Source organism: Olivibacter sp. EAT-5 (assembly GCF_044784325.1).
Lineage (GTDB): Bacteria > Bacteroidota > Bacteroidia > Sphingobacteriales > Sphingobacteriaceae > Olivibacter > Olivibacter oleidegradans.
This window is the reverse complement of sequence record NZ_CP173028.1, coordinates 1,650,268-1,675,047: the sequence shown is the minus strand read 5'-3', so window position 1 is coordinate 1,675,047 and position 24,780 is coordinate 1,650,268. Positions and strand designations below refer to the sequence as shown.

General features: G+C 39.0%; 21 protein-coding genes. 10 read left to right on the top strand and 11 right to left on the bottom strand.

What is annotated here, in order from left to right; translation table 11 throughout:
• From ACH11B_RS06735 to ACH11B_RS06720, 4 genes are all read right to left on the bottom strand, one after another.
• On the bottom strand, window positions 1-2,703 hold the full coding sequence (locus tag ACH11B_RS06735) for a class I SAM-dependent DNA methyltransferase (RefSeq protein WP_377613126.1): 2,703 nt from the start codon (window positions 2,701-2,703) through the stop codon (window positions 1-3).
• A 154-nt stretch (window positions 2,704-2,857) separates the two neighbouring features.
• The gene (locus ACH11B_RS06730) at window positions 2,858-4,597 is read right to left on the bottom strand and encodes a hypothetical protein (protein WP_377613125.1); all 1,740 of its coding nucleotides are present in this window, start codon (window positions 4,595-4,597) and stop codon (window positions 2,858-2,860) included.
• Between the two features lie 23 nt (window positions 4,598-4,620).
• Window positions 4,621-5,838: a hypothetical protein gene (locus ACH11B_RS06725; RefSeq protein WP_377613124.1), complete on the bottom strand. Its 1,218-nt coding sequence runs from the start codon at window positions 5,836-5,838 to the stop codon at window positions 4,621-4,623.
• Window positions 5,839-5,843: 5 nt separating this feature from the next.
• Window positions 5,844-6,872, bottom strand: coding sequence for a hypothetical protein (locus ACH11B_RS06720; protein WP_377613123.1), 1,029 nt, complete (start codon window positions 6,870-6,872; stop codon window positions 5,844-5,846).
• A 140-nt stretch (window positions 6,873-7,012) separates the two neighbouring features.
• Here ACH11B_RS06720 and ACH11B_RS06715 point away from each other — a divergent pair, with 140 nt between their 5' ends.
• On the top strand, window positions 7,013-7,423 hold the full coding sequence (locus ACH11B_RS06715) for a helix-turn-helix transcriptional regulator (protein WP_377613122.1): 411 nt from the start codon (window positions 7,013-7,015) through the stop codon (window positions 7,421-7,423).
• 106 nt (window positions 7,424-7,529) lie between these two features.
• On the opposite strand, the gene ACH11B_RS06710 is transcribed toward ACH11B_RS06715, so the two are convergent.
• Window positions 7,530-8,504 carry a nitrilase family protein gene (locus ACH11B_RS06710; protein ID WP_377613121.1) on the bottom strand — a complete coding sequence of 325 codons (975 nt, stop codon included), beginning with the start codon at window positions 8,502-8,504 and terminating at the stop codon, window positions 7,530-7,532.
• A gap of 62 nt (window positions 8,505-8,566) precedes the next feature.
• Window positions 8,567-9,364, bottom strand: a complete 798-nt coding sequence (locus ACH11B_RS06705; protein ID WP_289554201.1) for an AraC family transcriptional regulator — start codon at window positions 9,362-9,364, stop codon at window positions 8,567-8,569.
• Window positions 9,365-9,594: 230 nt separating this feature from the next.
• Between ACH11B_RS06705 and ACH11B_RS06700 the strand changes: the two genes are divergently transcribed.
• Entirely contained in the window at window positions 9,595-9,930 is a 336-nt protein-coding gene (locus tag ACH11B_RS06700) for a hypothetical protein (RefSeq protein ID WP_013664580.1), read from the top strand.
• A 36-nt stretch (window positions 9,931-9,966) separates the two neighbouring features.
• On the opposite strand, the gene ACH11B_RS06695 is transcribed toward ACH11B_RS06700, so the two are convergent.
• The 5 genes from ACH11B_RS06695 to ACH11B_RS06675 all read right to left on the bottom strand — a co-directional run bounded on the left by ACH11B_RS06695 (window position 9,967) and on the right by ACH11B_RS06675 (window position 14,145).
• On the bottom strand, window positions 9,967-10,878 hold the full coding sequence (locus tag ACH11B_RS06695; protein ID WP_377613120.1) for an alpha/beta hydrolase: 912 nt from the start codon (window positions 10,876-10,878) through the stop codon (window positions 9,967-9,969).
• A complete protein-coding gene (locus tag ACH11B_RS06690; protein WP_377613119.1) occupies window positions 10,820-11,419 on the bottom strand; it encodes a hypothetical protein in 600 nt (199 codons plus the stop codon). Before ACH11B_RS06690 ends, ACH11B_RS06695 begins: the two co-directional genes overlap by 59 nt.
• Window positions 11,420-11,526: 107 nt before the next feature.
• Complete coding sequence (locus ACH11B_RS06685; RefSeq protein WP_130854646.1) at window positions 11,527-12,327, bottom strand: GNAT family N-acetyltransferase; 801 nt, start codon at window positions 12,325-12,327, stop codon at window positions 11,527-11,529.
• A 118-nt stretch (window positions 12,328-12,445) separates the two neighbouring features.
• Entirely contained in the window at window positions 12,446-13,609 is a 1,164-nt protein-coding gene (locus ACH11B_RS06680; RefSeq protein ID WP_130854647.1) for a hypothetical protein, read from the bottom strand.
• 188 nt (window positions 13,610-13,797) lie between these two features.
• Window positions 13,798-14,145 carry a DUF4180 domain-containing protein gene (locus tag ACH11B_RS06675; protein WP_013664576.1) on the bottom strand — a complete coding sequence of 116 codons (348 nt, stop codon included), beginning with the start codon at window positions 14,143-14,145 and terminating at the stop codon, window positions 13,798-13,800.
• Window positions 14,146-14,442: 297 nt separating this feature from the next.
• Here ACH11B_RS06675 and ACH11B_RS06670 point away from each other — a divergent pair, with 297 nt between their 5' ends.
• The 8 genes from ACH11B_RS06670 to ACH11B_RS06635 all read left to right on the top strand — a co-directional run bounded on the left by ACH11B_RS06670 (window position 14,443) and on the right by ACH11B_RS06635 (window position 24,681).
• On the top strand, window positions 14,443-15,249 hold the full coding sequence (locus tag ACH11B_RS06670) for a siderophore-interacting protein (RefSeq protein ID WP_377613117.1): 807 nt from the start codon (window positions 14,443-14,445) through the stop codon (window positions 15,247-15,249).
• 72 nt (window positions 15,250-15,321) lie between these two features.
• Complete coding sequence (locus ACH11B_RS06665) at window positions 15,322-15,684, top strand: hypothetical protein (protein ID WP_377613116.1); 363 nt, start codon at window positions 15,322-15,324, stop codon at window positions 15,682-15,684.
• A gap of 392 nt (window positions 15,685-16,076) precedes the next feature.
• Window positions 16,077-16,682 (top strand): RNA polymerase sigma-70 factor, encoded by a 606-nt coding sequence (locus ACH11B_RS06660; protein ID WP_377613115.1) that lies wholly within the window; start codon window positions 16,077-16,079, stop codon window positions 16,680-16,682.
• A gap of 96 nt (window positions 16,683-16,778) precedes the next feature.
• On the top strand, window positions 16,779-17,987 hold the full coding sequence (locus ACH11B_RS06655) for a FecR family protein (protein WP_377613114.1): 1,209 nt from the start codon (window positions 16,779-16,781) through the stop codon (window positions 17,985-17,987).
• Between the two features lie 299 nt (window positions 17,988-18,286).
• Window positions 18,287-21,529, top strand: coding sequence for a SusC/RagA family TonB-linked outer membrane protein (locus tag ACH11B_RS06650; protein ID WP_377613113.1), 3,243 nt, complete (start codon window positions 18,287-18,289; stop codon window positions 21,527-21,529).
• 28 nt (window positions 21,530-21,557) lie between these two features.
• A complete protein-coding gene (locus tag ACH11B_RS06645) occupies window positions 21,558-22,685 on the top strand; it encodes a RagB/SusD family nutrient uptake outer membrane protein (protein ID WP_377613112.1) in 1,128 nt (375 codons plus the stop codon).
• Window positions 22,604-22,990, top strand: a complete 387-nt coding sequence (locus tag ACH11B_RS06640) for a RagB/SusD family nutrient uptake outer membrane protein (protein WP_377613111.1) — start codon at window positions 22,604-22,606, stop codon at window positions 22,988-22,990. The genes ACH11B_RS06645 and ACH11B_RS06640 overlap by 82 nt, the downstream gene beginning before the upstream one ends.
• Window positions 22,991-23,028: 38 nt before the next feature.
• Window positions 23,029-24,681 (top strand): FAD-dependent oxidoreductase, encoded by a 1,653-nt coding sequence (locus ACH11B_RS06635; protein WP_130854653.1) that lies wholly within the window; start codon window positions 23,029-23,031, stop codon window positions 24,679-24,681.
• Window positions 24,682-24,780 lie beyond the last annotated feature (99 nt).

The following is a 24,780-nucleotide window of genomic DNA, read 5'->3' as shown; positions in this document are numbered from 1 at the left end:
TCATTTCTTTTTGCTCACTTTCTTCTCCTTAGCAAATAATGTATTCTTTCTGCTCATCTCATCATATAGCTTAAACAAATATTCTAACCGCTCTTCGTCTGAATGAAAAGGAGCTAATCGATAGATGCGCTCAATCGCCAAGTCTAGGGCATGGTGCGCTTCCTTCAATCCGGCAGGCATCGTTTCTGGATTGTACATCCATGCCATAGTTTTCTCACTATATTTGGCACGCTCATCCAAGATGTCAAAGACATATTGTGTAATAGTCTCTTTTTGCCTTTCGTTGATATCGGGAAATGGAAAAGTATTGTAACACAGCTTAGCGGAATATCGATATCTTGTCTCTAATTTACCTCCGACAGCATCCACCCAGACCATGTGCATTTTGGAATGCAGGACACCGAAAAGCCAGGGCTCGGCATCGTAAATGGTCATGGCGGAATCGCCAACAATACTACTTGCATTTAATAAACCAAGGGGAATATATTGTCGCTTTTCAGACGAGTGTCTTGGAACAATAATAGAATCCGTTGATTTATATCTTATTTCTGCAAATCTATATGGATAAGCCGCTAATCTCTTAGTAGCCAATTTTGTACTATTTCCTCTCATTTCTCTAATTGCAGATAATCTTTCTTTAATTTCTGGAATTTGACCAATATCTTTTAATTGGTTTTCTTTAATCCACAGACAAAACCGTTTTTTACCGTTAATAAATTCTTCCGCACCATAGAAAGGCATTATAATGTTTTCCAATTTTGGAAAACTCATGAGCAATTCGTTTGACGTCCGAACATCTAATAATAAATTTCCTCCATCGGTCGGCTGACTTCCTTTTCGCATTTCCGGAAAAACAGATATAGGCTTACTTCTCTCTTGAATAGTTATATTCGGTGCATCTAATAGGTAGAAATTTATATTTTTACTCTCTTTCTTAATCCCTGCATTATAAATATACTTAGGAAATCCGGAAGCATTCCTTAAACCAATAATAACTACCGTGACACCAGCGTTTCCTTTAGCATTATTAGTCCATTTGAAGGAGTGATGGGCGAAACCGATTTCTATGCCTTCATTTAGAACTTTAGGCCAAAGCAAAGCTACTTGTTCTCCTTGACAAACGGAATTTGTAGAAACAAAGGCTAATTGTGCATTATACCCATCAATGTATCTACTTCCTTTATAAAACCAACAAGAAATATAATCTAATTTTTTATAATCTTTCACACCTAAAAAGGTGTATGCCATATCATTTTTCTGTTCAGTATTTTGTATAGCATATCCCAAATACGGTGGATTACCAATAATATAGATTTCGTCATTAGTGTTTTTAGGACAAACTTCTTCCCAACTGACACGAGCCGCATTCCCTTGAACAATACTTCCGGCTTCTTTTAATGGAAGTATTGGTTTGGATTCACCATAGTCTAATAATTCAGATTCAAAAACTTGGTTCATCTGGTGTTCAGCCAACCAAAGCGAAAGTATCGCCATTTCATGAGCAAAATCCTTGATCTCTATTCCATAAAATTGCGTAAGTGATAGCGAAGTAAAATATATTTTTCGTTGATTCTGATTGAGATCAATCAATTGCTTAATAATCTGCACTTCCAGATTGCGTAATTCTTTGTAGGTAATAATTAGAAAATTACCACTTCCACAAGCAGGGTCAAAGAACTTAATTTTGGACATGCGAAACAGAAGTTTTTCCAGACCTTTAGCGTTATCCTTACTTTTCTCAAATTCTTCATATAATTCATCTAAAAATAGAGGTTTGATCAATTTGAGAATATTCTGTACCGATGTATAGTGCATACCAAGGTTAGTACGCTCCGACGGATCTGCTACAGCTTGTATCATTGATCCAAAAATATCGGGATTAATCTCTGACCAGTCCAATTCGCCCGAATCCAGTAAAATTTGTCGGGACTTTCTAGAAAATTTTGGGCATACGATTTCGTCACGAAACAATCCACCATTTACGTAAGGAAAGTTGTTAAGGTAGTCTGGAAATTCTGTTTTCCCAGATTCAGTATTCAATTTTTTAAATAATGTTGAAAGAAAATCATTTACATCAGCACCATCTACGTTGGTATTATTAGCTAGGGCCTCGGTAAACATACTTTTTACCGGAAAAATGCCAGTATCTTCTGCAAAATAACAGAACAAAAGCCTTGATAAAAACAAATTGAGCTGGTGGCTTCCTTGTCCTAACCATTCGGGGTTATCTACGACTAATATATCATAAAGCTCACCCAATTTGTACGCTGCATCCCGATCAGCTTTATTGTCTGAACTAACTCGATAGATTTCGGCTCCGGATAGAGGTAAGAAAAAATCGATTTGCTCAGCCAAATCGTGTAAGGAAAACTCTTTATTGGTTTTTTTTCTGGTATCTGTAGCAAGTACATTTACAAAATCAGTTACGACGATGAAACGTGGCTTTTGCTTTAAAACACCTTCATTCTTACTTATCTCATCAATTGTATTAATAAGTTTATCCGACTGATCGATTTTAAAGAATATCTTGCCTTTATAGAACAACTCCCCTTCAACCTTAGAAAGGTTATAGTCTCCCTTTTTTAGACGCGCGATGGTCGTTCTAGATAAACCGAAACAAGATAAAAAGCTGTAAATGAAAGTGTCTCGCTCTATATTTTGTGCAAGGTTATTCAGACGTTGTTGGATTTCAGATTTTTTCATACAAGCGATGCTCCAAAAAAGCAGTTAAAGATACCAAAACCATTAAAGATTCTTTACTTGTATGGGCTAATTACTTTAGCAAGAAGATAATTGGAGCTATGGCGCAGCTGAGGGTTATTTAAAATCTGGAATAAGTAGAAAGTATGGTTTTAGATTAATTTTTACTTATTTCCGAAATTTCAAGATAACCCTCAACTTCCTCAGTAACAAACTCCAACCAATATTCGCATCTCCTGTTTAAAATGGCTATGTCCGTGGGATGATAAAATAAGGAAGAACGGAATCTCAAATTGTTGATTCCCTGTGCCAACAATCCGAACAACCTATTATCCTCTTCCGTAATCCTTGGAAAAAATTCATTCGCCTTTACGCTGATATAGGCGCAAAGGTTATAGAGATGTGAAAGGCTTTGCAGATTTGGCTTGTAATCTAATAGCGTTTCGATATAAGCTAGACAGATCTGCTCAAGCGCAAGTGCAAGCATGCATAACTCCACATCTTCATTATCATCATAACCTAAATTTGAGGCCGATTCTATAAATGCATTAATTTTCCGCCTCCGTTTCCACCAGTTCATTTTTTTTGTTTCAAGGTCTACTTCGGCCTTTTTCACTTCATTGGGTATTTGCCAAATATCGTAAAGCCCTTCATTTATAAACACCTGTTCCCCAGTTATAATTATACGGTGAAAGAAAGGATTGCCGTTTTCCAGTGCTTTGGTAACAGATGCCATGCTGTGAAAAAGTAACACGACTTTTGCGGCCACATTTTTATCCTGATTAATATCGCTCTGTATCCGGTAAATATCGTTCGGTTGTTCGTCTTCGGTAATTACCAATAAATAGAAACGATCCTCGGAAGCTTTTTCTGTTGTTTCCATGTAATAACTATCGTGAGAGAAGAATCGTGAGCTTTTTCCCATACAATAAATGCGAATGGTACCTACCTCCCTTGTTATTTTTTCAATGATCTTTTCCATGATACATAAGGGTTTTAATGGTTCAATTGTTGGACTAGAAATAAATTTTTCAGAGGTTGCAACCTCCTGTTCACTTGATGGTTCCGATTGTTGCTCTTCCTCTTTGTAATTTCCGAAACGCACTTCGAACTGTTTTTGCGCCAGTCTTGAATTTTCGTCTACTATTTGTTGCAGGTCAAGTGATTTCTGTATTAGGTAGGATAATTCATCTTTTGAAATCTGATAGCTGTTTTCATAACGAACGGTGAGATAGGCTTCATCTAAAATGAAAAGAATGGACATTTCTTTTTCGTCATCCTCGTTGAAAAGCGTTTTAAGCTCGGGAATATAGGGAATCAGGAATTTGTGATGGTTACGCAATGAATGGGAGATCTTTTCTTTTCCTATGAGCGCAAGCTCGGCAAATCGGTAACATAGCTCAAAAACCTGATGTAACATCAATGCGCAGAGCTGGTCGTTTCCCTTTTCAAAGTAAAAGTCCATTCCCTCCCTGAACGAACGTATTTTGTTTCTTTCTTTTCCCTGCTCAATGATTGCCCTGTTGAATACCTTTTGATAGGTGGTTTTATTATTAAAAAGGGGAATATCACTTTCGGGATTTATATATACCAGCATATCAGGTTGGCAGATGGAAAAAAACACCATGCTGCCCTGTTTGAGTCCGGCTTTCACGTCGTGAAAATAGAATAAGCGGTATCTGAACTGAATATGAAGCGTCATTACCATTCTAACCAGTGGTCGTGCTTCGGTAATATGCTGTGTGCTTGAATTGGGAATGAGGATAATGAGTTCCCAATATGCTGCACCATGCTCAACTATATGATTCAGATATACCTGTTCTATCAACAGGGTATCTACCAAGCGTGAGGTAATGAGGTTTGCCTCCTGAAGGACTTCTGCTGAAATTGTGTCCATAGCTATAAAATTTAATCATGTTCTCAATGTTGCCTGTTTGGGTATTTCTTTGCCTGTACCAGATATCCCGCTTCCAACAATTTGACCAGATTGGCATGAAAGCTTGTTACTTCCTTTTTATCAAAAGGATAAGGTTCTTCATGTCCCAAAGCTGCCGTAAGCGATTCAAAAAGAATATGGAAACAAAACTGGAGATCGTATAGGTCGAAAAACTCACGCAGATAATTTTCTGGATTTTTAATTATTTCCGCTTCTAACTTATAGCGATAATTCTCTTTTGGTATTGGGGCATGCTGAAAAGAATAGGTTGTATTCGTGTTGTTCCAGCTTTTAGGGTAATTCGGGCCTAATTGCCTTATTAGCCAAAGACAGTCTGTCATGTGTACAAGGGTTTTAAACAGGTCAATCAGATCCGCTGGTGTTCCTTCCCATATTTTTTCCCGTTCAAATACAAGTTTCATCCATCGGCCAAGGTCTCTTTTATATGCCATAAGCGAGGTGTAATGAAAGAAACCATATAAATCGCTGTAGGGATTAAAAGTGCTTTCGATAGTACCCATATAGGGGTAATTATTCATATCGAACCACGGAACCAATTCGTGGTAAAGAAGTTCTCTTTCCTGTTTTTCTACCAGCCAAACGATTTCCATTAACTTAACAAGATCAAGATAGTCCTCATATATTTCTGCCGGGGAAAATCCGTGAGCTTCAATAATGCTTCTATCATCAAGTGCGCTCTCCATCCAGAGGGTAAGGTAACGTTTCCAATCGCCCTGACTCCTCCGTCCAAAGAATTTTCTATGGAATGCTTTTGACGAGCGAATCTCATCCTGATTCAGAAATTGGATTTCGCCTTTAAAACGATGGTTCCGTTCAACTGGCCATGTGCTTTCCTGTAACTGTGGGTAATATTGATCTATCGTATAATCTGAAAAAGAAGGTTGCAGAACGTCTACCTTAAATTCTTCATCTCCGCTACCATAACGTGCCTCGATCTGTAACTGGTGTTCATGTTCCAACCATGCGGCATCCAGTGCAAATAATAATTCTTCAAAATTATTCTGTAGGGTGGGCAGCGTTTCTTCCGGCCACCGTTCTGGGCTAATGACCACTCTATATAGATTTTGAAGGAAAAGTCGGTAGTGATGGGTCGTTTTTATAAATTTCAGCGAACTGCGGATATTGTAAATAGAGCTTTCATACGAGGAAAGAAAGCTTTCTTTTCCTGTAAATTTTTCCATGATGATTAGGGTTTAATGTGATATATGAAATAGTTTGTGGTTAGATTCAGGATGTTTTCTACGTGTTTTAATTCTTTTTCATCCGGTTGGAAACGTTCGGATACGTGCCTAAAAGTCCAAGAAAGCGAAATACAGTCGGTTAGGAACCGTGCTGTCTTGCCGATGGAAATTTTCCTGAATTTCTTTTTAAGAGCGTCAATTATCCGTGCAGAATTGTGATCCTGTGAAAGGAGGTCAACATTGATAGTTAGGTAATGGGCTAAATGCACAAGCTTATATAAATCACCATAATGCTGCATTAATTGAAATGCAGCGGATGGGTGCCATTCCTGTGACCATCTCTTAATGTGGTACAGAAAAGCAAGACTGTTTAGAACGTCCTTTATTTCTTTTGTTTTGAAATAACCCATACCCCAATTAATGGGACTAGCTATTTCGGATGTATCCAAACACCAGTGGTAATCAGCATTAAGATTATCTGTGTTTCCTACCAATAGATAGGTTACTTCCGCTAAAGTGTTTAGATTAACGTACTCACCGAATTCCCTAAGATCCATCGAATTACCGTGCATCCAGAAAAAAGGATCCAATAAAGCTAGTTGTCTATAGTATACAGCAATTGTCTTCCATCGATGGAGTTTAGATCCTTTGAAAAGTTTTCTCATCGTTTTGATAGGGTTTCTCGCCTCTTCCAATGAAAGAAAAGAAAGGCTATCTGAAGCGATCAGATCCTTCAAATTTGGATCGGCTTGATAGGTTATTTCTTTATGCTGGTTAACCAAAACCCACGCTGCGTCAATCAGTCTGTCTAATTGGTTACCTAATCGGAAAAGGAAAAGCCGTTGTTCTGGTGTTGGTGTGATTTCATCTGTCATTTGAAAAGGGAGCCAGTTCCATAGTGCTATCTGTATTTGCTTTAACGTGTACCGGTCAAAGACCTGTTTGACAGCCCCTATGGGATCGGCATATTCATGGGGATAAAGGGAACTTGGATAATCCGTCTGCCAGAGGCTGATTGCGTTTGATTCCATCATAGTCGTTGGTGTTATACCACCAAATTTCCTTAATAGTATCGTCGTACCGAACCAGAGTTCAGGGTATTTTACCAGCGATGTATTGTAATTTACCGAATAGGCCTCTTTATTACATTTGTTAAAATTGTTATCTTTGGGCTATGAGTGCAACACAAAAACCGAATCGTATTGGTCCAAAAATAAGCCGTGTCCGTGAGCTTCGTGGAATGAAGCAGGAAGCTTTAGCCATTGAGCTTGGAATGAGCCAGCAGGCAGTTTCGGCAATGGAAAAGAAAGATACTATCGAAAGTGAGTTGTTGACACAGGTAGCAGAAATTTTAGGCGTAACTCCCGAGGCGATAGAGAATTTTGACGAGGATAATGTGATCAATTATTTTAATACTTTTAATGATAATAGCGGTGCGGGAGCTTACAGTTCTAATCCTGCTTATACCTTTAATCCTCTTGATAAATTAATTGAAGCGTACGAAGAAAATAAAAAACTGTACGAACGGCTGTTGGAAGCGGAAAAGGAAAAGATTGCTTATTTGGAAAAGCTTTTGAAGGGGTAATCACTACTATTTACTTCTTGCTGATACAGGCGTGAGCGAATAGGATAAAAGCCCTTGCGAAAGCAAGGACTTTTATTGTTTAAGGATCTACGGTAATCTAACGTTATTAAAATTTGAGATTTGAATTCTTATTTTTTTCAGTTAACCAAGATACTTCTTGCTTACTTTCGTTGGATGTACTTAAGATGGAGCTATATATTTCCGGCCTACGAGCTTTAATATAACGGTTGCCACCGGCATCTTGTAATTTCTGAGGCGTTAAAACGGCTGTAACCATTTCATCATCCATTGTACGACATTCATTAAGTATATCGCCGAATGGATCTAGGATCATGGAGCAACCATTTTTAAGTTGGTCATCATCCATGCCAATGGCGTTTGAGAAAACGCAGTATACACCGTTGTCATAGGCTCTGGCAGGAAGCCATTTCATCAGCCATTCACGTCCTTTCATACCATTGAATTCTATTCTTAAACTGGTTGGATCTTCTTTTCTATTTTTCCATAGCTTGGGATCAACAAAACCCGCTCCCGGACGTGGTGAGGGCGTACACATGGTTACGTGCGGCATGAAAATAATTTGGGCGCCCAATAAACGAGTTGCCCGCACGTTTTCTATGATATTATTATCATAACAGATTAATATACCACATTTCCAACCGTCCAACTCGAATATACAATATTCATTTCCTGGTTTTAAATGTGGGTTGATAAATGGGTGTAGTTTCCTGTACTTAGCAACGAGGCCATTTTTATCAACGCATACATAAGCTTTAAACAAGTTATCTTCACTGTCTTTTTCAAATAAGCCTGCTAATATGCTTATATTATTTCGAGAAGCTATTTCGGTTAATTTTTGTATGGAATAGCCATCTGGGATCGGTTCTGCTAATTCAAGCATTTCCGCTAAAGATAAATTTCTTGCAAAGGTATACCCTGTAATTGAACACTCGTGAAAAGTAATGGCCTTTGCACCTTTCATAGAGGCTTCTTTGGATAAACGATCTATCACAGACAAATTATATTCTTTATCAGCACTTCTGTGCTCAAATTGTGCAGTAGCAATGGTTATATTGTTCATGTTTCTTTTTTACAAAGGTAGTACTGCTATACGGAATAAAATTGTACAGAATCGACATCTCATTACAGTTGTAAGAAATTAACAGCAAGTTTATTACGTGTTTTAAAATAAGACGAAGGTGTCAATCCCGTGATCTTCTTAAATTCGCGAATCAGGTGAGACTGATCATAATAACCGGCCCCATAGGCTACTTGACTTAGCTTGGTTTTTGTTGATGTTTTTCTGATATCGCTTAAAAAGAAATGTAGTTTGATTAAATTGGCAAAACGTTTGGGTGTCATCCCTGTTGTGTGATTAAAAATCCGTTCTAATTGGCGTTTTTCATATCCTGAAAATTTTACCATTTCATCAACACTCAATAAGCCTCTTTTTTTAATCACATGTGAAATAGTTGCAGGTACAACCGGCGGGATGGCATACAGTATGTCAAAAAACGACTTCATGAGAAAAGGCTCAAGCACTTCAATTTTTTCATAGATACCGGCAGTGGCCTTCATTGTTGATAATAAGCCCGAAGCTGTGTTTCCTAAAATATCAGTCAAATCGAGGATAGTTTTATCCAGCGAGTTGTCTAAAAATCGATAGGTTACATAAGGTTGTAATACAATTATGGTGAGTTTTAAGGAACCGTGACAGATAAGATCTTCAAATTTCTCAACTTTTCCGTAAAGGAAGCTTGCCGGAAGATCATGTTGATAAGTTGGATGATTGTTGATAAATAGCTTTCCTTCTTCGCACAAAACAATACCCGGATTCCCATCGGGAAACAAACGAAGATGATGTAAATAGTTACCTTTTGCTTCAAGAAAAAGATAATGCTTTACCAAGCTTTTTAAGGATGCTGAGGGCAAGAGTTGCATTTGCAGTCAAACTTAGGAAATATACTTTTACCTATTAAAATGCCGTAGTAGGAAAGATAAGTATTATTCTTTAAAAATTGAAATATTCTCTGGATGATCGGATACCATTCTAGGAACTCAGCCTATTTGCCATCCTTTTTTCACGTTTTTGGAGATAGAACTTCTGTGTACTGATTTGGCATAAAATTAGATAACGGTTATTTTGAATAAAAACACGTTATCAATAACCTATGAGTAAGCGTTATATCCAGGAATATAGAAAGAATTTATTACGGGCAATTTATCATTTGGAAGAAGCCTACAAAGGGTTAAATCAAAGTCTCCGGCAACTTGCTGTAAGCGGTGAGCTTCACGAAGTAGAGGAAATATTTACAGAAGGAGAAAAGTTTGAGTTTAAGCATAGCGACTTTGACCACTTAAATGATCAAAACATTCAACATGTATTACCAATTATTCAGCTGATTGAGGAAAAATATGAAACCCTAAAGAATATCAATCAAGTTTCAACTGAAGAAATTACCAAGCAATGGGAAGAAGATAACCATTTAGAAGATGAGGAAGATTGATGTCTTTTCATTGTAGATTACATTATCAATAAACATTTAATCCTGTTTATACCAGTTTTTAAGTGCATGTATAAATGAGAAAAGACCGACATCCATATGATCCATTTCTCGATAGGTTATTGAGGTGCAATCGAGGTTTTTTACAGCATCTGAATTTAGTTTTTCTGCCATCACTTCGGCTGGTTTTACATACCAAACAGAATCCTCTAACCCACCTACGCTTAAATAGATAGCTGTGCTGTCCTGCTTTCCGTTATTTTTCAAACTGTCCGTCAGGCGGTTTAAATAGAAATCATTGTACCAAATAGTTGGACTCGCCGAAACAAACTTATTAAAATTGCTTGCTCCACTTCGCACCTGTTCAAAGTAAGTTAATAAGGAGAAGTAACCACCAAAGGAATGGCCTAATAGCACTTTATCAGTATTTAGTCTTAGAGAATCTGCTAATCCCGGCAATAATTCGTTCGCAAGAAAGGCTTGGAATCTCCTGGCTCCTCCTTCAGCTTGCATTTCGTCAGAAGCAATGGAATGCGGATATAGGAAATCGCGTACCCGCAGGGAATCCATTTTCTCCAACGAATCATAACCAACTCCAACTAGAATGATGGGTTTCATTAGGCCTGTCTGTTCAAATTGGTGGACAATAGGAGCCAGCATAGGAAAATAAAAATTGGCATCGGTCACGACAACCAATGGATATGTTGATTTAGCCTTTTCTTCATATTCCAAAGGCTTTTGAATATAGATGGAAAACGTGTCTTTTACTTCATTTGAATATAAATTAAAACCGGATTTGCTTTCCGGTTTCCTTTCGCTATTTGGTTGACAGGCAGTTAGACAACCTATGCAGGCTAGTACATACGAGAGAATAGACTTATGAAACTTTTTATTATTTGCGAGGCGCCCGGTAATCTTTAAAAGATTCTTTAATGTGGGTAAGTATATCATATTCAGACATTTTAGTTAATTCTTCTTTATTAGGTCGATAACGTTGAATGAAAAGAAAAAGTGAATCGCCCTGAAGTCCTGTTATTTTTTGCACTTTTTCCGACGAAAAAACGTGATCTAAGTATTTTTCTCGCTCTTCTTGTAAGAGAATCTTTTGAAGCTTGGTTATAGGGCTTTTGTTCTTTCCGACAAGATTCACTAATGAAAGCAAATTTATACTGACAATAGACGCTGTACTGCTGGCTGCTCTGTTGTAGGGTAATGGCGTATTATCGAAGTAGTTTTTGGATGAGAATAGATCTTTCCAAGAAGGCTTGTTGGCATTGAAAACGGATGCATATTGTTTTCGAAAATATATAGAATCCATTGAATGGTCTTTCTTAGCCGTAATATTGATTTCATCCAATAGAATTATTCTATTGGACTTGGTGCTATCTATATTTACCGATTTTTCGACACTGTCTAATATTATCGTAGGATTGTTCCGGGCATATAGAACGGTGAAGCAAAAAACAAAAATGATCGTAAATGTAAAACGCATAGTCGTTCTTTATTGCGATATAAAGAATTTATCAGCTGATTTACAATTAATTAACAGTTTTTAACAAGGCGCTTTGGACAAGAGAGGGAGAGGGAAAGGAAAATGGTTTAACCCAGGTACCCCGCAATGCGATTATAGATAAACGCCATTTTCGTTGGTTTTAGTTCTCCAAAACGCATTCTTTTACAGGAAGAATTTGCCACATATCCGTAGGTGGATAAAAAATGGAGTAAACACCTATTTTCTTTTGGAAAGATTAATTGATGATGGTTTCTTAAATGTAATTTGGTAAGTGCTAATCCAGCCCTTTCGGTTTTGGCTATAATAGGTCCGTTTTCTAAAGTTGGTATATAGTATCCTTCAATTTCATTTTCCTCTAAGTAAACAAGCGCATCTTTGAGAAATTTTTCTAAATAAAATAAGCGGTTTTCGGCAGATGTTTCTTGATCAAGTTTCGAAATTCCCTGCCTGAAATCTTCTTTATAAGGTTGAATATGGCTCGTTTCAAGCGTTTCCTGTGGAAAATTAATATCGGTAAAAATCATGTATTCCGTTTCCGTTACAAAACCAACTTTTTCATATACCGGTGCACCAAGCGCTGTGGCCAACAAATAAATGGTTTGGCAATTATATTCTTTGGCAATATTGACTAATGTTTCGGTAATCAGTTTACCCAAACCTTTACCTCGGTATTCAGGGCTCACAATAATATGACCCAGCCAGGCGACGTCACCATGAATAATAGTAGCGCCAACACCCGCCAATTGGTTGTCCATGTCAACCTTTATCGGATATGAAAAAGGTTCCTCTATATAACGAGAAAAGGCGACTCGTATATCAGACCAACCATCTTGTTGTAAAGATGTTACCGGTGCTAAATCAACAGAATCCATCGGAGCTATAACCATGTAAGAAATCGATATGTTGTATGCTAATGTAAAAGATTTTACCGGATAACATTACATATCATTTTCACAATTTGCGATCGATACGAAAGCAAACCGATCGCAAATTGACTTAGGTTATTTATAACGTATTTTCTCCTAAAGAAGTGATTCCATTTAAATCGCGAAGGCGAGCGATGATACCCCAGCCATAAAAACTATTGGCTACCCCAATAAGTATTTCGTTATCTCCTTTTTGTAAAGGTAAATTAATAGCACTGTTTTCTATCGAACATCTGCCAAAAGGAGCTTTCATAATGGGGTGAGCGTAATAATTCTTGTCTACATAAATATAACGACCATTGATCAGTACCCATACTTCATCACTGAATCCGAAATCCATCCATTTCTGTTGATCGTTGTCCGACGTAATTTTCGTTTTTAACCAAATGAGGCGCCTGTTGGGATTTACGCCATAAAGCCTTGTTAAGTTTACGAGTCCTCGACGTTCAGTGTTAATTGATATCCACTTGTTGTCCGATTTTGGAAAATCATCACTCTTTGGTTCCCGGCCATATGGAAAATCGATCGGTTCAATAAGTTGCCAATGGCGAATATAACGCGGATCATTAGCAGTTGGATCGATCCCTGGTGTATTTGCAAGTCCTTCAATCGAACCGGGTTTAACCTTTAAGTTAGCAATAATCGATTCTCCGTCAAACGCCAGCGTTCCACGCGAAACATCTCCTTCCAGTTGAGGGACCCAAAGGACCGGTTTGGTTTGATCATTCAGGTATATTTGCATCTGCTTTTCCGAAATAACCAATTTAATGTGATTCCACTTTCTTTTCGAGAAATTAGCAGGTGCTTGGTAATGTGCCAACATATCCCATAGATTGACACCTTTTAGAAAAGGAGCATATTGCAGGGCATCCATTGCCAACGGATTACCTGCTCTTGGTGTGCGAAGGTACACACATTCAGATGCTTCGTTGCTCTGAAATCTGAAGTAAAAAGACGAGAACATGGTATCTATTGGCTGCCAGTCAAATTCAATTGTCCCGGTAGCAAATTCAAAGTCCTTTAGGCGAGTCAACCCTGCTTTCGGATGGATATGCATTGTTTGCACATCTTGTGTTTTTTTGTAGGATACCCGGTTTGAATCGTTTTGCCAATAAGACTTTTCCAGTGGAACGGTAATAATGCCATCCTTTACTTTCAACCCATTAGATTTTTGTTGTGCCGGCAAAGAAGTAGCAAGAAAAACATAAATAATTGATAAGATAAAGCGCGATGTTTTCTTCATGACTTTTGATTAGATATAATGGTTTTCCGCAAATAACGAATACGATAAACCATTTAAAGAATCAAAATCGATTCAAAATCATTCATTTCCGTTCAACCTTACTTCCGTAGGGATACAATGGAATGGAGATCAAGCAAACGAGGGCCTTGATTCGAAACCAATGAAGAAAGCTGATATTGATGGGGATGTTAATCGATGGCGAAAGAGACAGAGCTAACAAAATTGACTAATTTTCCCTTATTACACTCATATATAAAGTCTCTTAGCGCTTTACTGGTATATTTTTCAAAATCTCCCACAATGGCAAGTTGCATACGATAATTGGAAAACTTTTGTAGAACCTCTCCGGCAAAACCACTCTTTAGATCGAAGAAGGAAGGACTTATATCTTTCTCATGAAGTATAATTTTTTCAAATCCCTGATAGTATAAACTCCCCATTAAATCGAGTGCGTCATCTTTGGTTTTCAAAATAATTTCATCCGAGACGATCTCAGCGATTTCTTTATTTTGTACTTTGTGTGCTTTTATCTGCATTATTACAGTTGTTTGTTAGCGTATAAAGGGATAACTAATCTAAATTTCGTTAAACTTAGTGAATTTTTTCCTTATAGGCTTGTATTCGTTATCGTATCTCGTAGTGGAGAAAAGTCTCGTTTATGTCAATAAGTATATATATTCCCGAGTGGGTTGTTTTTTCTCCGTATAACGTTACTATTTAGTTCTTAGAAAAAATACTTTTGTGAAAAACATAGATTTATTCTTAATAGGTTGTCTTGTGCAAGTTATCTGACGAATGCACGGATAGACTAAGTACATGAGGAGAGAGAAGAAATGAAAGCAAAGACAATTCAGACTGAACTGCGTGTAAAGAGAAAGCAATGGATTACACCACACTATCTTCGGGTTTTTTTAACAGGCGAAGACATTGAGCAATTTGACAATACAACAATAGGTGTCAATAATAAAATTTTGATACCTCCTAAAGGTGTTAAAAAGATCTTCTTTCCAACCTTTGATTATGAAAAGGGCGAATGGATACATCCTCAAGAAGATGTGCGACCAGTTGTACGTACGTATACGCACCGGGGTATAAACTTACAAACAAAGGAAATATGGATAGACTTTGTGGCACATGGGGAAGAAGGACCTGCATCTGCCTGGGCCATCAGCGCTAAAGAAGGAGATGTGCTTGGTGTTTTGATGCGGGATGGAAAGACAGAACTTTTTCCATTAACTGATAATTACGTGCTCGTTGGGGATGCCACGGGAATACCGGTTTTAGCGGCAATTTTAGAACAACTACCTCCAAATACAAAAGCTACGTGTATATTAGAAGTACATGATAAGGATGACGAACAAAGTTTGACAAGTAAAGCAGACCTAGAATTGATTTGGCTACATAACGATCATCCCCAAAAAGGAAGCTTGTTGGCCGAATTGATTCAGCATATAAATTTGCCGGAACAGCGACGCTTTGCCTATGTAGCGGCAGAATATACAACGGTGAAAGCTATCAGAAATTATCTTCGTTCCGATAAACAATGGCAGCGAGAAGAGTTATATGCATATTCCTATTGGAAAGCCGGAGTTGCAGAAGATCAATCGACATCGGATCGTCGTAAGGAAAAAGAGGAATAGAAAAAGATCAAATATTCATATAAAAAACGTATCTTGCTATGAACCAATAGTATCACTATTAAATAGCAAATTATGAGGCGTTTAATTACTACACTTATTGCATTGAGCTTTATCGCGATCCTCTATGTTTTGTTGAAACCGGTTGATGATCAGCGGACACAAACAGTGCAGATAGAATCGGTAGTCACCAAAATAAATAAAGGACGAATGGGTGACTATATTATCGAATTAGAAGACAAGACAGGCATGTTCTTTATTAGCAAAGCGAACATTAAAGATGTGAGTTTAGATAGTTTGGTAAATAAACTAAGTGGGCAGCGTGTTTCGATCTCATTTATTAAGCCGAATATTTTAAGTCGTTTTGGACCAATGATTAATAAAAAGCAGGTTACAAAACTAACGGTTGGATGTCAAACGGTGTTTTCGACAATCTAGCTCTTTTAACATTATCAAAGATAACGTATAAAAGAGCTAGTTACTGCATAAAATAACGATAAGCGTACTCACAGAAAATTATTTTCATTAATACGGAACCGTTAAAGGGCCATAGATGGCTCTACAGACCTTGCCTTCTTATAAAAGAGAGTCTCCTAGATTAAATTCCATTGACTTCCCCTTCCCCTATCTAGATCTCCTCTGCCGCAATATGCTATTAAGTTGTGAATAACTAGCAGGCAAGTATAAAGGAGAGGTTCAAGAATTAGATAGAGACGGAAAAAATTTCTATTTTCGGCATAAGTATTAACGAAGCATAAAACCAATTATACCGTGAGTGACCCGTTTAAATATCATAAACTTTTGTGGTATCAATCTAAAACATAATGATCATGCATACGCAAATGTCTGACGCTGAATTGATCGAGTTGTTAAGGCAAGACGATCAGGCCGCTATGCGCGAAATCTTTGAGCGTTACTGGAAAAAGCTATTTAGCGTTGCATTGAATCGCTTAGCCGTTCCGGAGCAAGCAGAAGAGTGCGTATTGGATGTTTTAATATCTGTTTGGGAGCGCCGGAACAATCTCAGCTTAAAACATACACTTGCCACCTATTTGGCCGTAGCAGTAAAATATAGAGCTATACGCATACTGGCGAAAGAGTACCAAAAAGGCTTACAAAATACGGTGGAGTTGAAAGCATATGAATTATACGGCTACGATGTGTCTTCCGTAGATGAGTATATCCTTGAAAAGGAACTAATGGAGACTTTGGAAACAGCGGTTAAACAACTACCTGAAAAATGCCGGTTGATATATCGAATGAGCAGCGAGCAAGGCATGAGCTACAAAGAAATAGCAGAAAAACTAAACCTTTCAGAGAAAACAGTACAGGCACATCTAACAAAAGCTACCAAAACCCTTCGGAGCGATCTGGGAAAACAATATCCAACCTTTTTAATAAGCGTTGTTATTACGTCTCTACACCAACTTTTATAAAGCTATCTTGCTGCTTTCGGGCAAGAATAAAAAAAGTTCTCTTTAGACTAAGGTTGGTAGACCAGAATTGATACTATAAAATAAAGACGGTATATAATGGCGGCAAAATTTACCAACGCATATATTAAAGAATTGGCCTATAAATGGGAAAGAGGACTATTGACAGATTCAGAAAAGGCAGACTTTGAAGCGTGGTATAACAGCCATAATGATAAATTAGCAGAAATATCGGCGAACTATGATGCGGAAGAGGTGATCAAGAATAGGCTCTTGAACCAATTAGTATCTCATATGGGTGCCGGGCATACAGAAAAGCGGTATCCAAAACGCCGTTTTATTTCTTGGATTGCGGTTGCTGCTATCCTTCTTTTAATGTTTAGCATTGGCACTTTTGTGTATGTAAGTGAATCGGTAGGCTTTAAACAAAGTTTGTTGACCAACAAAAATGATATTAATCCAGGGAGGAATAAAGCCATATTAACGCTCGCAGACGGGCGTAAAATTAACTTGGATGCGGGCACAGATGGTGCGATAGCAGAAGAGAACGGTATGAAGATCACAAAAACAGCTGATGGCCAACTCATTTATGAAGTGGTAGCGGATCCTGTTAAGCAAGGAAGACGAGGGGATAAAAAGGCAGAAATAGTTTATAATACGATAGAAACACCTAAGGGGGGACAATATAAGATTGTGTTACCCGACCGATCGTATGTTTGGCTCAATGCGGCCAGTACCTTAAAATATCCGACAGATTTTACCCAAGAAAATAGAACGGTAGAGTTAAAGGGGGAAGCCTATTTTGAAATCCAACCCGATAAATACCGACCTTTTATAGTGAAAAATGAACACCAGATAACAAAAGTTCTGGGCACACAATTTAATATTTCAGCCTATAACAAGGAAGAAGCGGTGAAAACCACCTTGGTGGAAGGAGCAGTTAGTGTGGTAGCTATTTCTTCAAAAGAAAATGCAGCGAGTGCTTTGACTACCCTTTTAAAGCCAGGGGAGCAGAGTACCGTACATAACGGAAAGACTTCTGTACTTAAAGTTGATGTCGCGCCCTATATCGCTTGGAAAAAAGGAGTTTTTTATTTTGATGAGACGAAAATTACCGATGCAATGAATCAACTAAGTCGATGGTATGACGTCGAAATCGTATATAAAGGAGACGTCCCTGATACTTATTTCTATGGTGAAATCAGTAGAAAAAAGAGCCTATCCGCAGTATTGGCAATTTTAGAGGAGGGTGGTGTGAAGTTTAAAATTGATAAAACAACCGGGACAAATAAACTTATTGTGTATTGAGAAAAGCGTAAGTGGTGCTAGATTATGGCACAAACAAGTAAACCAAATTATTAACCATTAAACAAAAAATGTGATGATAGCGTACCAAACTTAAGACCAATGAGCCCGTCGCATTTTGAATAAACCGGATAGTGCTAGTGACACCACCCGGTAGATTTGGATGCGCAATATCGCTTCCTTTAAGGAAGCAAAAGGATCTAACCGATTATATTACATCATTCAAACAGTACAAACATATGATTTTTTACGCATGTGTTAAAGGCTCGTTTTGGCCTTTAGCTTATCGATGGCTACTGATTATGAAACTAACAGTTTTCATTACACTTCTATCTGTGATGCAAGTAGTTGCAAGCGGTTTTGCTCAAACAATTACCTTAAAGGCAAAGAACATTCCCTTGTCGCACGTAATGCGTGTTATTCAGAAGCAAAGTGGCCACCCCTTTTTTCTTAATGGAAAAGATTTGGCAGAAAAAAAAGTAGAAGCAGATTTTAAAAATGTGCCGCTCAATAAAGCGATGGCCGATTTATTAAAGCCGTTGGCATTGGAATGGACATTGAAAGATGGCACGATTGTGATTAAGCAGAGTCAGCATCAGACCGGAAATGGAGACATTAATTTTGCAGATATACAACCGAAAAGCGTGAGAGGACGCGTGACGGATGAGCAAGGAAAGCCCATTGAACGGGTTACAGTTTTATTGAAAGGAACTTCTCTAGCCAGTTCTACGGACGTGCAGGGGAACTATCAGATTAATTTAAGTAAAGAGGGGAGTATCCTTGTTTTTACCGCCTTAGGTTATGAAACCGTTGAGAAGCCAATTGATGGTTTAACAACAATTAATATCATGATGAAAGAATCGATAAGTGATTTGGATGAGGTTGTGGTAGTGGGGTATGGTACACAGCGAAAGCGCGATCTTACAGGAGCAGTCGCTTCCATAAAGGCCGAAGAAATAAGTCAAGTACCGGCTCCCAATATGATTCAATCACTCGCGGGTAGAGCATCGGGCGTTTATGTTTCACAAAACACAGGCTCGCCTGGAAGTCCTGTTAGTGTTCGTATTCGAGGTACAAACTCTATAAAAGGCAGTAATGAACCGCTCTATGTGGTGGATGGGTTTCCGTACTCCGGTTCCCCTTTACTATTGAACAATGCGGATATTGAATCGGTTGAGATTTTAAAAGACGCATCAGCAACGGCTATATACGGCTCTCGAGGTGCAAATGGCGTTGTTTTGATTACTACTAAAACAGGGAAGTCCGGCAAGATTAAAGTGGATTACGACGGGTATATCGGTATCCAATCTTTACGTAAAAAGCTTGACCTAATGAATGCAACAGAATATGCGAATTTTTATAATGAACAGGCTGCTAATGATGGCTTGGCACCTCATTTCACAGCGGAAGAAATTGCTTCATTTGGCGAAGGGACAGATTGGCAAGATGTGGTATTCCGCAGTGCACCAATTATTAGCAATACGGTTACCATCAGTGGCGGAAATGATAAAACAAGATATTCTATTTCTGGAGGAAACTTCAAGCAGAACGGAATTATTGAGGGGAGCGATTATATGCGGAACTCCTTGCGTGTCAACTTAAACTCCGATATCAGTGATAAACTTAAATTCGATTTTAGCGGTATTTTGAGTCGCTTTGATGAAAACAGAAAGGAATCGGAGAAAGGAAACCGTGGTTCTACACTAATTTCAGCAGCGTTATCGGGCTATCCGACGATGCCTTTGTATAATGCAGATGGAAGTTATTCAAATCTAACAGAAGCCTATACCTGGGGATCGAACGTTATGGTGAATCCATTAAATTTTTTACATGAGGAGTCGGATAAAATAAAGTCGGATAATGTACTTGCCAATCTATCGCTAAGCTATGAGCCTATTAAGGGTTTAGTGTTTAAAACATTAGGTGGGATTGAAAATAGTAGTGATCGTAAAGATAGATACCGAACCACGCGATTTGTTAATTCTACCGGCCAAGCATGGATTGAGACCCCTCAAAATACCAGTATACTAAGCGAAAATACAGTGAATTATCGAAAGGATTTTGGTAAACACAATCTCAATGCTTTGGCGGGGTTCACGTATCAAAACTATGTTGCGACTACTTTTACTGCTTCAGGTACCGGGTTTATCAGTGATAATCAGGAAACGTATGACATCGGTGCGGCGGCCACGCAGAGTGTACCTAGCTCCTCTTATACGAAATGGAGTTTAATTTCTTATCTGGCTCGTGTAAATTACTCATTTGACAATCGCTTTTTAGCGACTATTAGTTTTCGAACAGATGGTTCTTCCCGTTATAGTGAAGGGCAAAAATGGGGTTACTTTCCTTCGGCGGCGCTTGCGTGGCGTCTTTCTGAGGAAGGGTTTATTAAGCGTATTCCAGCCATTTCGGATTTAAAAGTCCGAGTAGGCTACGGCGAAACCGGGAATACAGCTATCGATCCCTATTTTACGTTAAACCAGTTGGTTTCTAGCCAAGTAGTATTTGGTGATGCTTTGGTTCCGGCGTATTCACCAAGCGACCGCTTGGCCGGACCTTTGAAATGGGAGACAACATCCCAAACCGATGTGGGGATCGACTTAGGCTTACTTGACAATCGCTTGAGCTTAACCGCTGATTTTTATGTGAAGAACACACGCGATTTGTTGAATAACGTCACCTTACCGGCGTCACAAGGGTACAAGTACACTGTTCAGAATGTAGGCAAAATTCGAAACAGGGGGATTGATCTTAATGTAACAGGTGATGTTTTTAAAGGAGATTTTAATTGGCAGTTAAGTGGAAACATATCCTTTAATCGAAATAAAGTAATGGAACTATATGGCGGGAACGATATCTTGGGCGCGGCAATCGGAGCTGCATCGATCGACAATATCAATATTTTGCGGGAGGGCTATCCACTAGGGTCCTTTTATGGCTATGTCGAGGAAGGCTATGATGCGAACGGTTATATAGTCTATAAAGACTTCAACGGAAATGGAAGCAGAGATCAGGGAGATAAACAAATTATCGGCGATCCCAACCCAGACTTTACTTACGGTTTTACCTCTTCTATGTCTTATAAGGGTTTTGATCTCTCCATTTTTTTGCAAGGAAGCCAAGGCAATGATATTTATAATCTGAGTGCGCAAGGACAGGGATATGATTATGGGCAAGCCCTCAATATGTTGCGAGAAGTATATACCGACCATTGGACTCCAACAAATACCAATGCAAAATACCCCATTATCAAAACCAATTCACAGGCACAGGTATCCGATCGTTTTGTGGAAGATGGCTCCTTTTTTCGTGTGAAGAATATTCAACTTGCATACAATCTACCAACGGATAAATGGCAATTAAATTGGTTGTCGAGCGGACAGGTATATATAAGCGCGCAGAATTTATTCACAATAACCAATTACTCTTGGTATGATCCGGAGGTGAATTCCTATGGTGGAACTAATTCGATCGAGCAGGGTATAGACCACTATGTTTATCCAACTGCCAAGACAGTGACGTTTGGTATCAGGGCAAGTTTTTAATAGATGTCATTTAATTAAAGAGATCAACATGAAGAATTTAATAATAGGACTTGTAGGGTTGTTTGTTTTTTCGGCTTGCTCGGATGCCTTGACGGAGAAACCCAAATCACAAGCAGAAGACAATTTTTATAATACAACGGCCGAAGTAAAAGCGGCTGTCAATGCAATTTACGGGCCTATGCGGGAAGGGGATGCTTTTGGATTGAATTATCCCGCTCAGCTGGAGGGATTACCTGATTATGGATACTCAAGAGGTTCGCAAGCAGTGGTCAGTACCTATCAAGGATTAGATAACACGAATATCAATCGAGTATCCGTTGTGTGGGACAAACTATATCGTTCCATTCGAAATGCTAATATTGTTATTTCGAAGGTGCCATTAGCTACTGAAGTAAGCGATGAAGAAAAAACGCTTTATATTGCTGAAGCGAAATACCTTCGCGCAATGATGTATTTTTCATTAGTTCGCTGCTTCGGAGGATTACCCATTCGAACGGAAGCTAATATTGATATCTCGGATGTTCCCCGATCATCGGTGGAAGAAGTGTTCAATTTAATACTGCAAGATGCAACGGATGCAGAGGCCGGGTTACCACCAACAGTTCAAGACCTTGGAAGGCCAACTCTATGGGCAGCGAAGACCTTGTTGACAGAAATTTATCTATATCAGCAAAAATGGGAGCAGGCCGCGGCTAAATCGGAAGAGGTGATTTCTTCGGAAAGATTTGCTTTGGTTGAAGTTTCCACTCCCGATGATTTTCAAAAGATATTCGGTCCTGATGTGGTGAATACACCGGAAGAGATCTTTTATTTGAAATTTAATAGACAGCAAGGTTTCGGGCTGGTCAGCTATGCCCACCGCAAAACTTCAGAATACAATTACTACGGGCCCGGAGGAGTTTATGCCCAATATACAGATTCGTTGAAAAACCCTTTCATAAAAAATTGGGATCATGCTGATCTGAGAAAAGAACACATCTTATACAATGTGGATGTCGGTCTAGGACCAACAACATGCTTGTTTAGAAAATTTAGGGACCCCGATGCAACGGCAGGTGCCGCGAATGACTACCCTTGGTACCGTTACGCAGATTTATTATTATTTCATGCGGAAGCGAGGCTCGAGCGAAAGGTGCTCCTACCGATGCCGCCATAGAAAGTCTAAACAAAATACATAGACGTGCTTATGGTTATCCATCAACGGTTGCATCGGCGATAGACTTTAAGATTCAGGATTTTAATCTCGATTCTTTTTTGGATAAAGTGATTGAAGAAAGGGGATACGAAACCATGTATGAAGGGAAACGTTGGCTGGACTTGGTGAGGCTTGGTATAGCGAAACAGCGTATCTTGGAAGTTAAAGGGATTACCGTTGCGGATAAAGTGATGCTATGGCCACTTCCAAATTCGGAGATATTATACAACAAAGCAATGGAAAGCGAACAGAATCCCGGTTATTAAGAGGAAAACTTAATTTTAAAATATATAGACACCCTATTATGAAAAAGACACTATTCAAGATTTATCTGCTATTAGCAATAGTTGGTTGCAGTTCTAAAAAGCAATATTATGAGGAAGCAGATATTATTATTTACGGCGGCACTTCTGCCGCCATTACTGCTGCGGTGCAAGCAAAGAAATCGGGTAAGTCGGTTATCGTTGTTTCTCCCGATACGCACTTAGGTGGCCTGTCTTCTGGCGGCCTAGGTTTTACCGACACAGGAGATAAGTCGGTTATTGGAGGCTTAGCCCGAGATTTTTATCATCGTGTTTATATGGCTTATCAGGACAGTGCTACATGGCGTTGGCAAAAGCAAGCGGAATACGGTAATAAAGGTCAGGGAACTCCGGCAATTGACGGTAATGCCCGCACCATGTGGATTTTTGAACCACATGTAGCCGAACAAATTTTCGAAAACTACGTAAAGGAATTCGATTTGGACGTGCGTAGGGACGAATGGCTTGATCGTGAGAAAGGGGTAGCGATGGAAGACGGCAAAATAGTGTCCATTACAACACTTGCCGGCAAGACCTTTCGTGGTAAAATGTTTATTGACGCAACCTATGAAGGAGATTTAATGGCTGCTGCAGGGGTAAGCTACCACGTGGGGCGCGAAGCCAACAGCCAATATGGCGAAAAATGGAATGGCGTACAAACAGGCGTGCTACATCATGGACATTACTTCAAGTCGAACATCAGTCCCTATAAAGTTCCAGGCGATTCAACAAGCGGCTTGCTCTTTGGTGTATCGAACGCCGATCCCGGTAAATATGGTGAAGGTGATAACAAAGTACAAGCCTATTGCTTCCGTATGTGTTTGAGTAATCATCCGGATAACCGTGTTCCTTTCCCTAAACCGGCCAATTATAATGCGGATAATTACGAGTTATTAGCACGGGTTTATGCTGCCGGCTGGCGAGAAACATTCCAAAAATATGATCCCATACCGAACCGGAAAACCGATACCAATAATCATGGTCCTTTCAGTACCGACTTTATTGGTATGAATTACGATTATCCGGATGCTAGTTATGAACGGCGTAAAGAGATTATCAAGGAGCATACCGATTATCAACAGGGTCTTATGTATTTCTTGGCAAACGACTCGCGCGTACCGGAAGATGTACGTCAAGAAATGGCACAGTGGGGGCTAGCCAAAGATGAATTTAAAGACAATGGAGGCTGGCCACATCAGATTTATGTACGGGAAGCACGAAGGATGATCGGTACCTATGTGATGACAGAGCATGATACCTTTAGTGAGCGCGAAATAAAAGATCCGGTAGGTATGGGCTCCTATGCCTTAGATTCGCATAATGTACAACGGTATGTGAAACCGGATGGTTTTGTTCAAAATGAAGGGGATATTGGTGTATCTCCAAAAAAAGGACCTTATCAGATTGCGTATGGGGCCCTTACGCCCAAAAAAGAAGAATGTAGCAATTTACTGGTGCCGGTTTGTGTATCAAGTTCACACATCGCCTTCGGGAGTATACGCATGGAACCCGTATTTATGATTCTTGGTCAAAGCGCATCCTTGGCTGCATCTTTAGCTATTGATAAAGGGATCGATGTACAGGAAGTCGCCTATGCCGATCTGGAAAAGCAACTAAAGCAAGAAAAGCAGGTATTGGAGAAGCCGGCTAAATAATATAAAACGAAAAGTACGCATTAATGCGTACTTTTCATTCGTCGCATTTTACGTCGCTTTTGTCGTAATCCTTCCCCGTTTGACGGTATAAACTTTCGT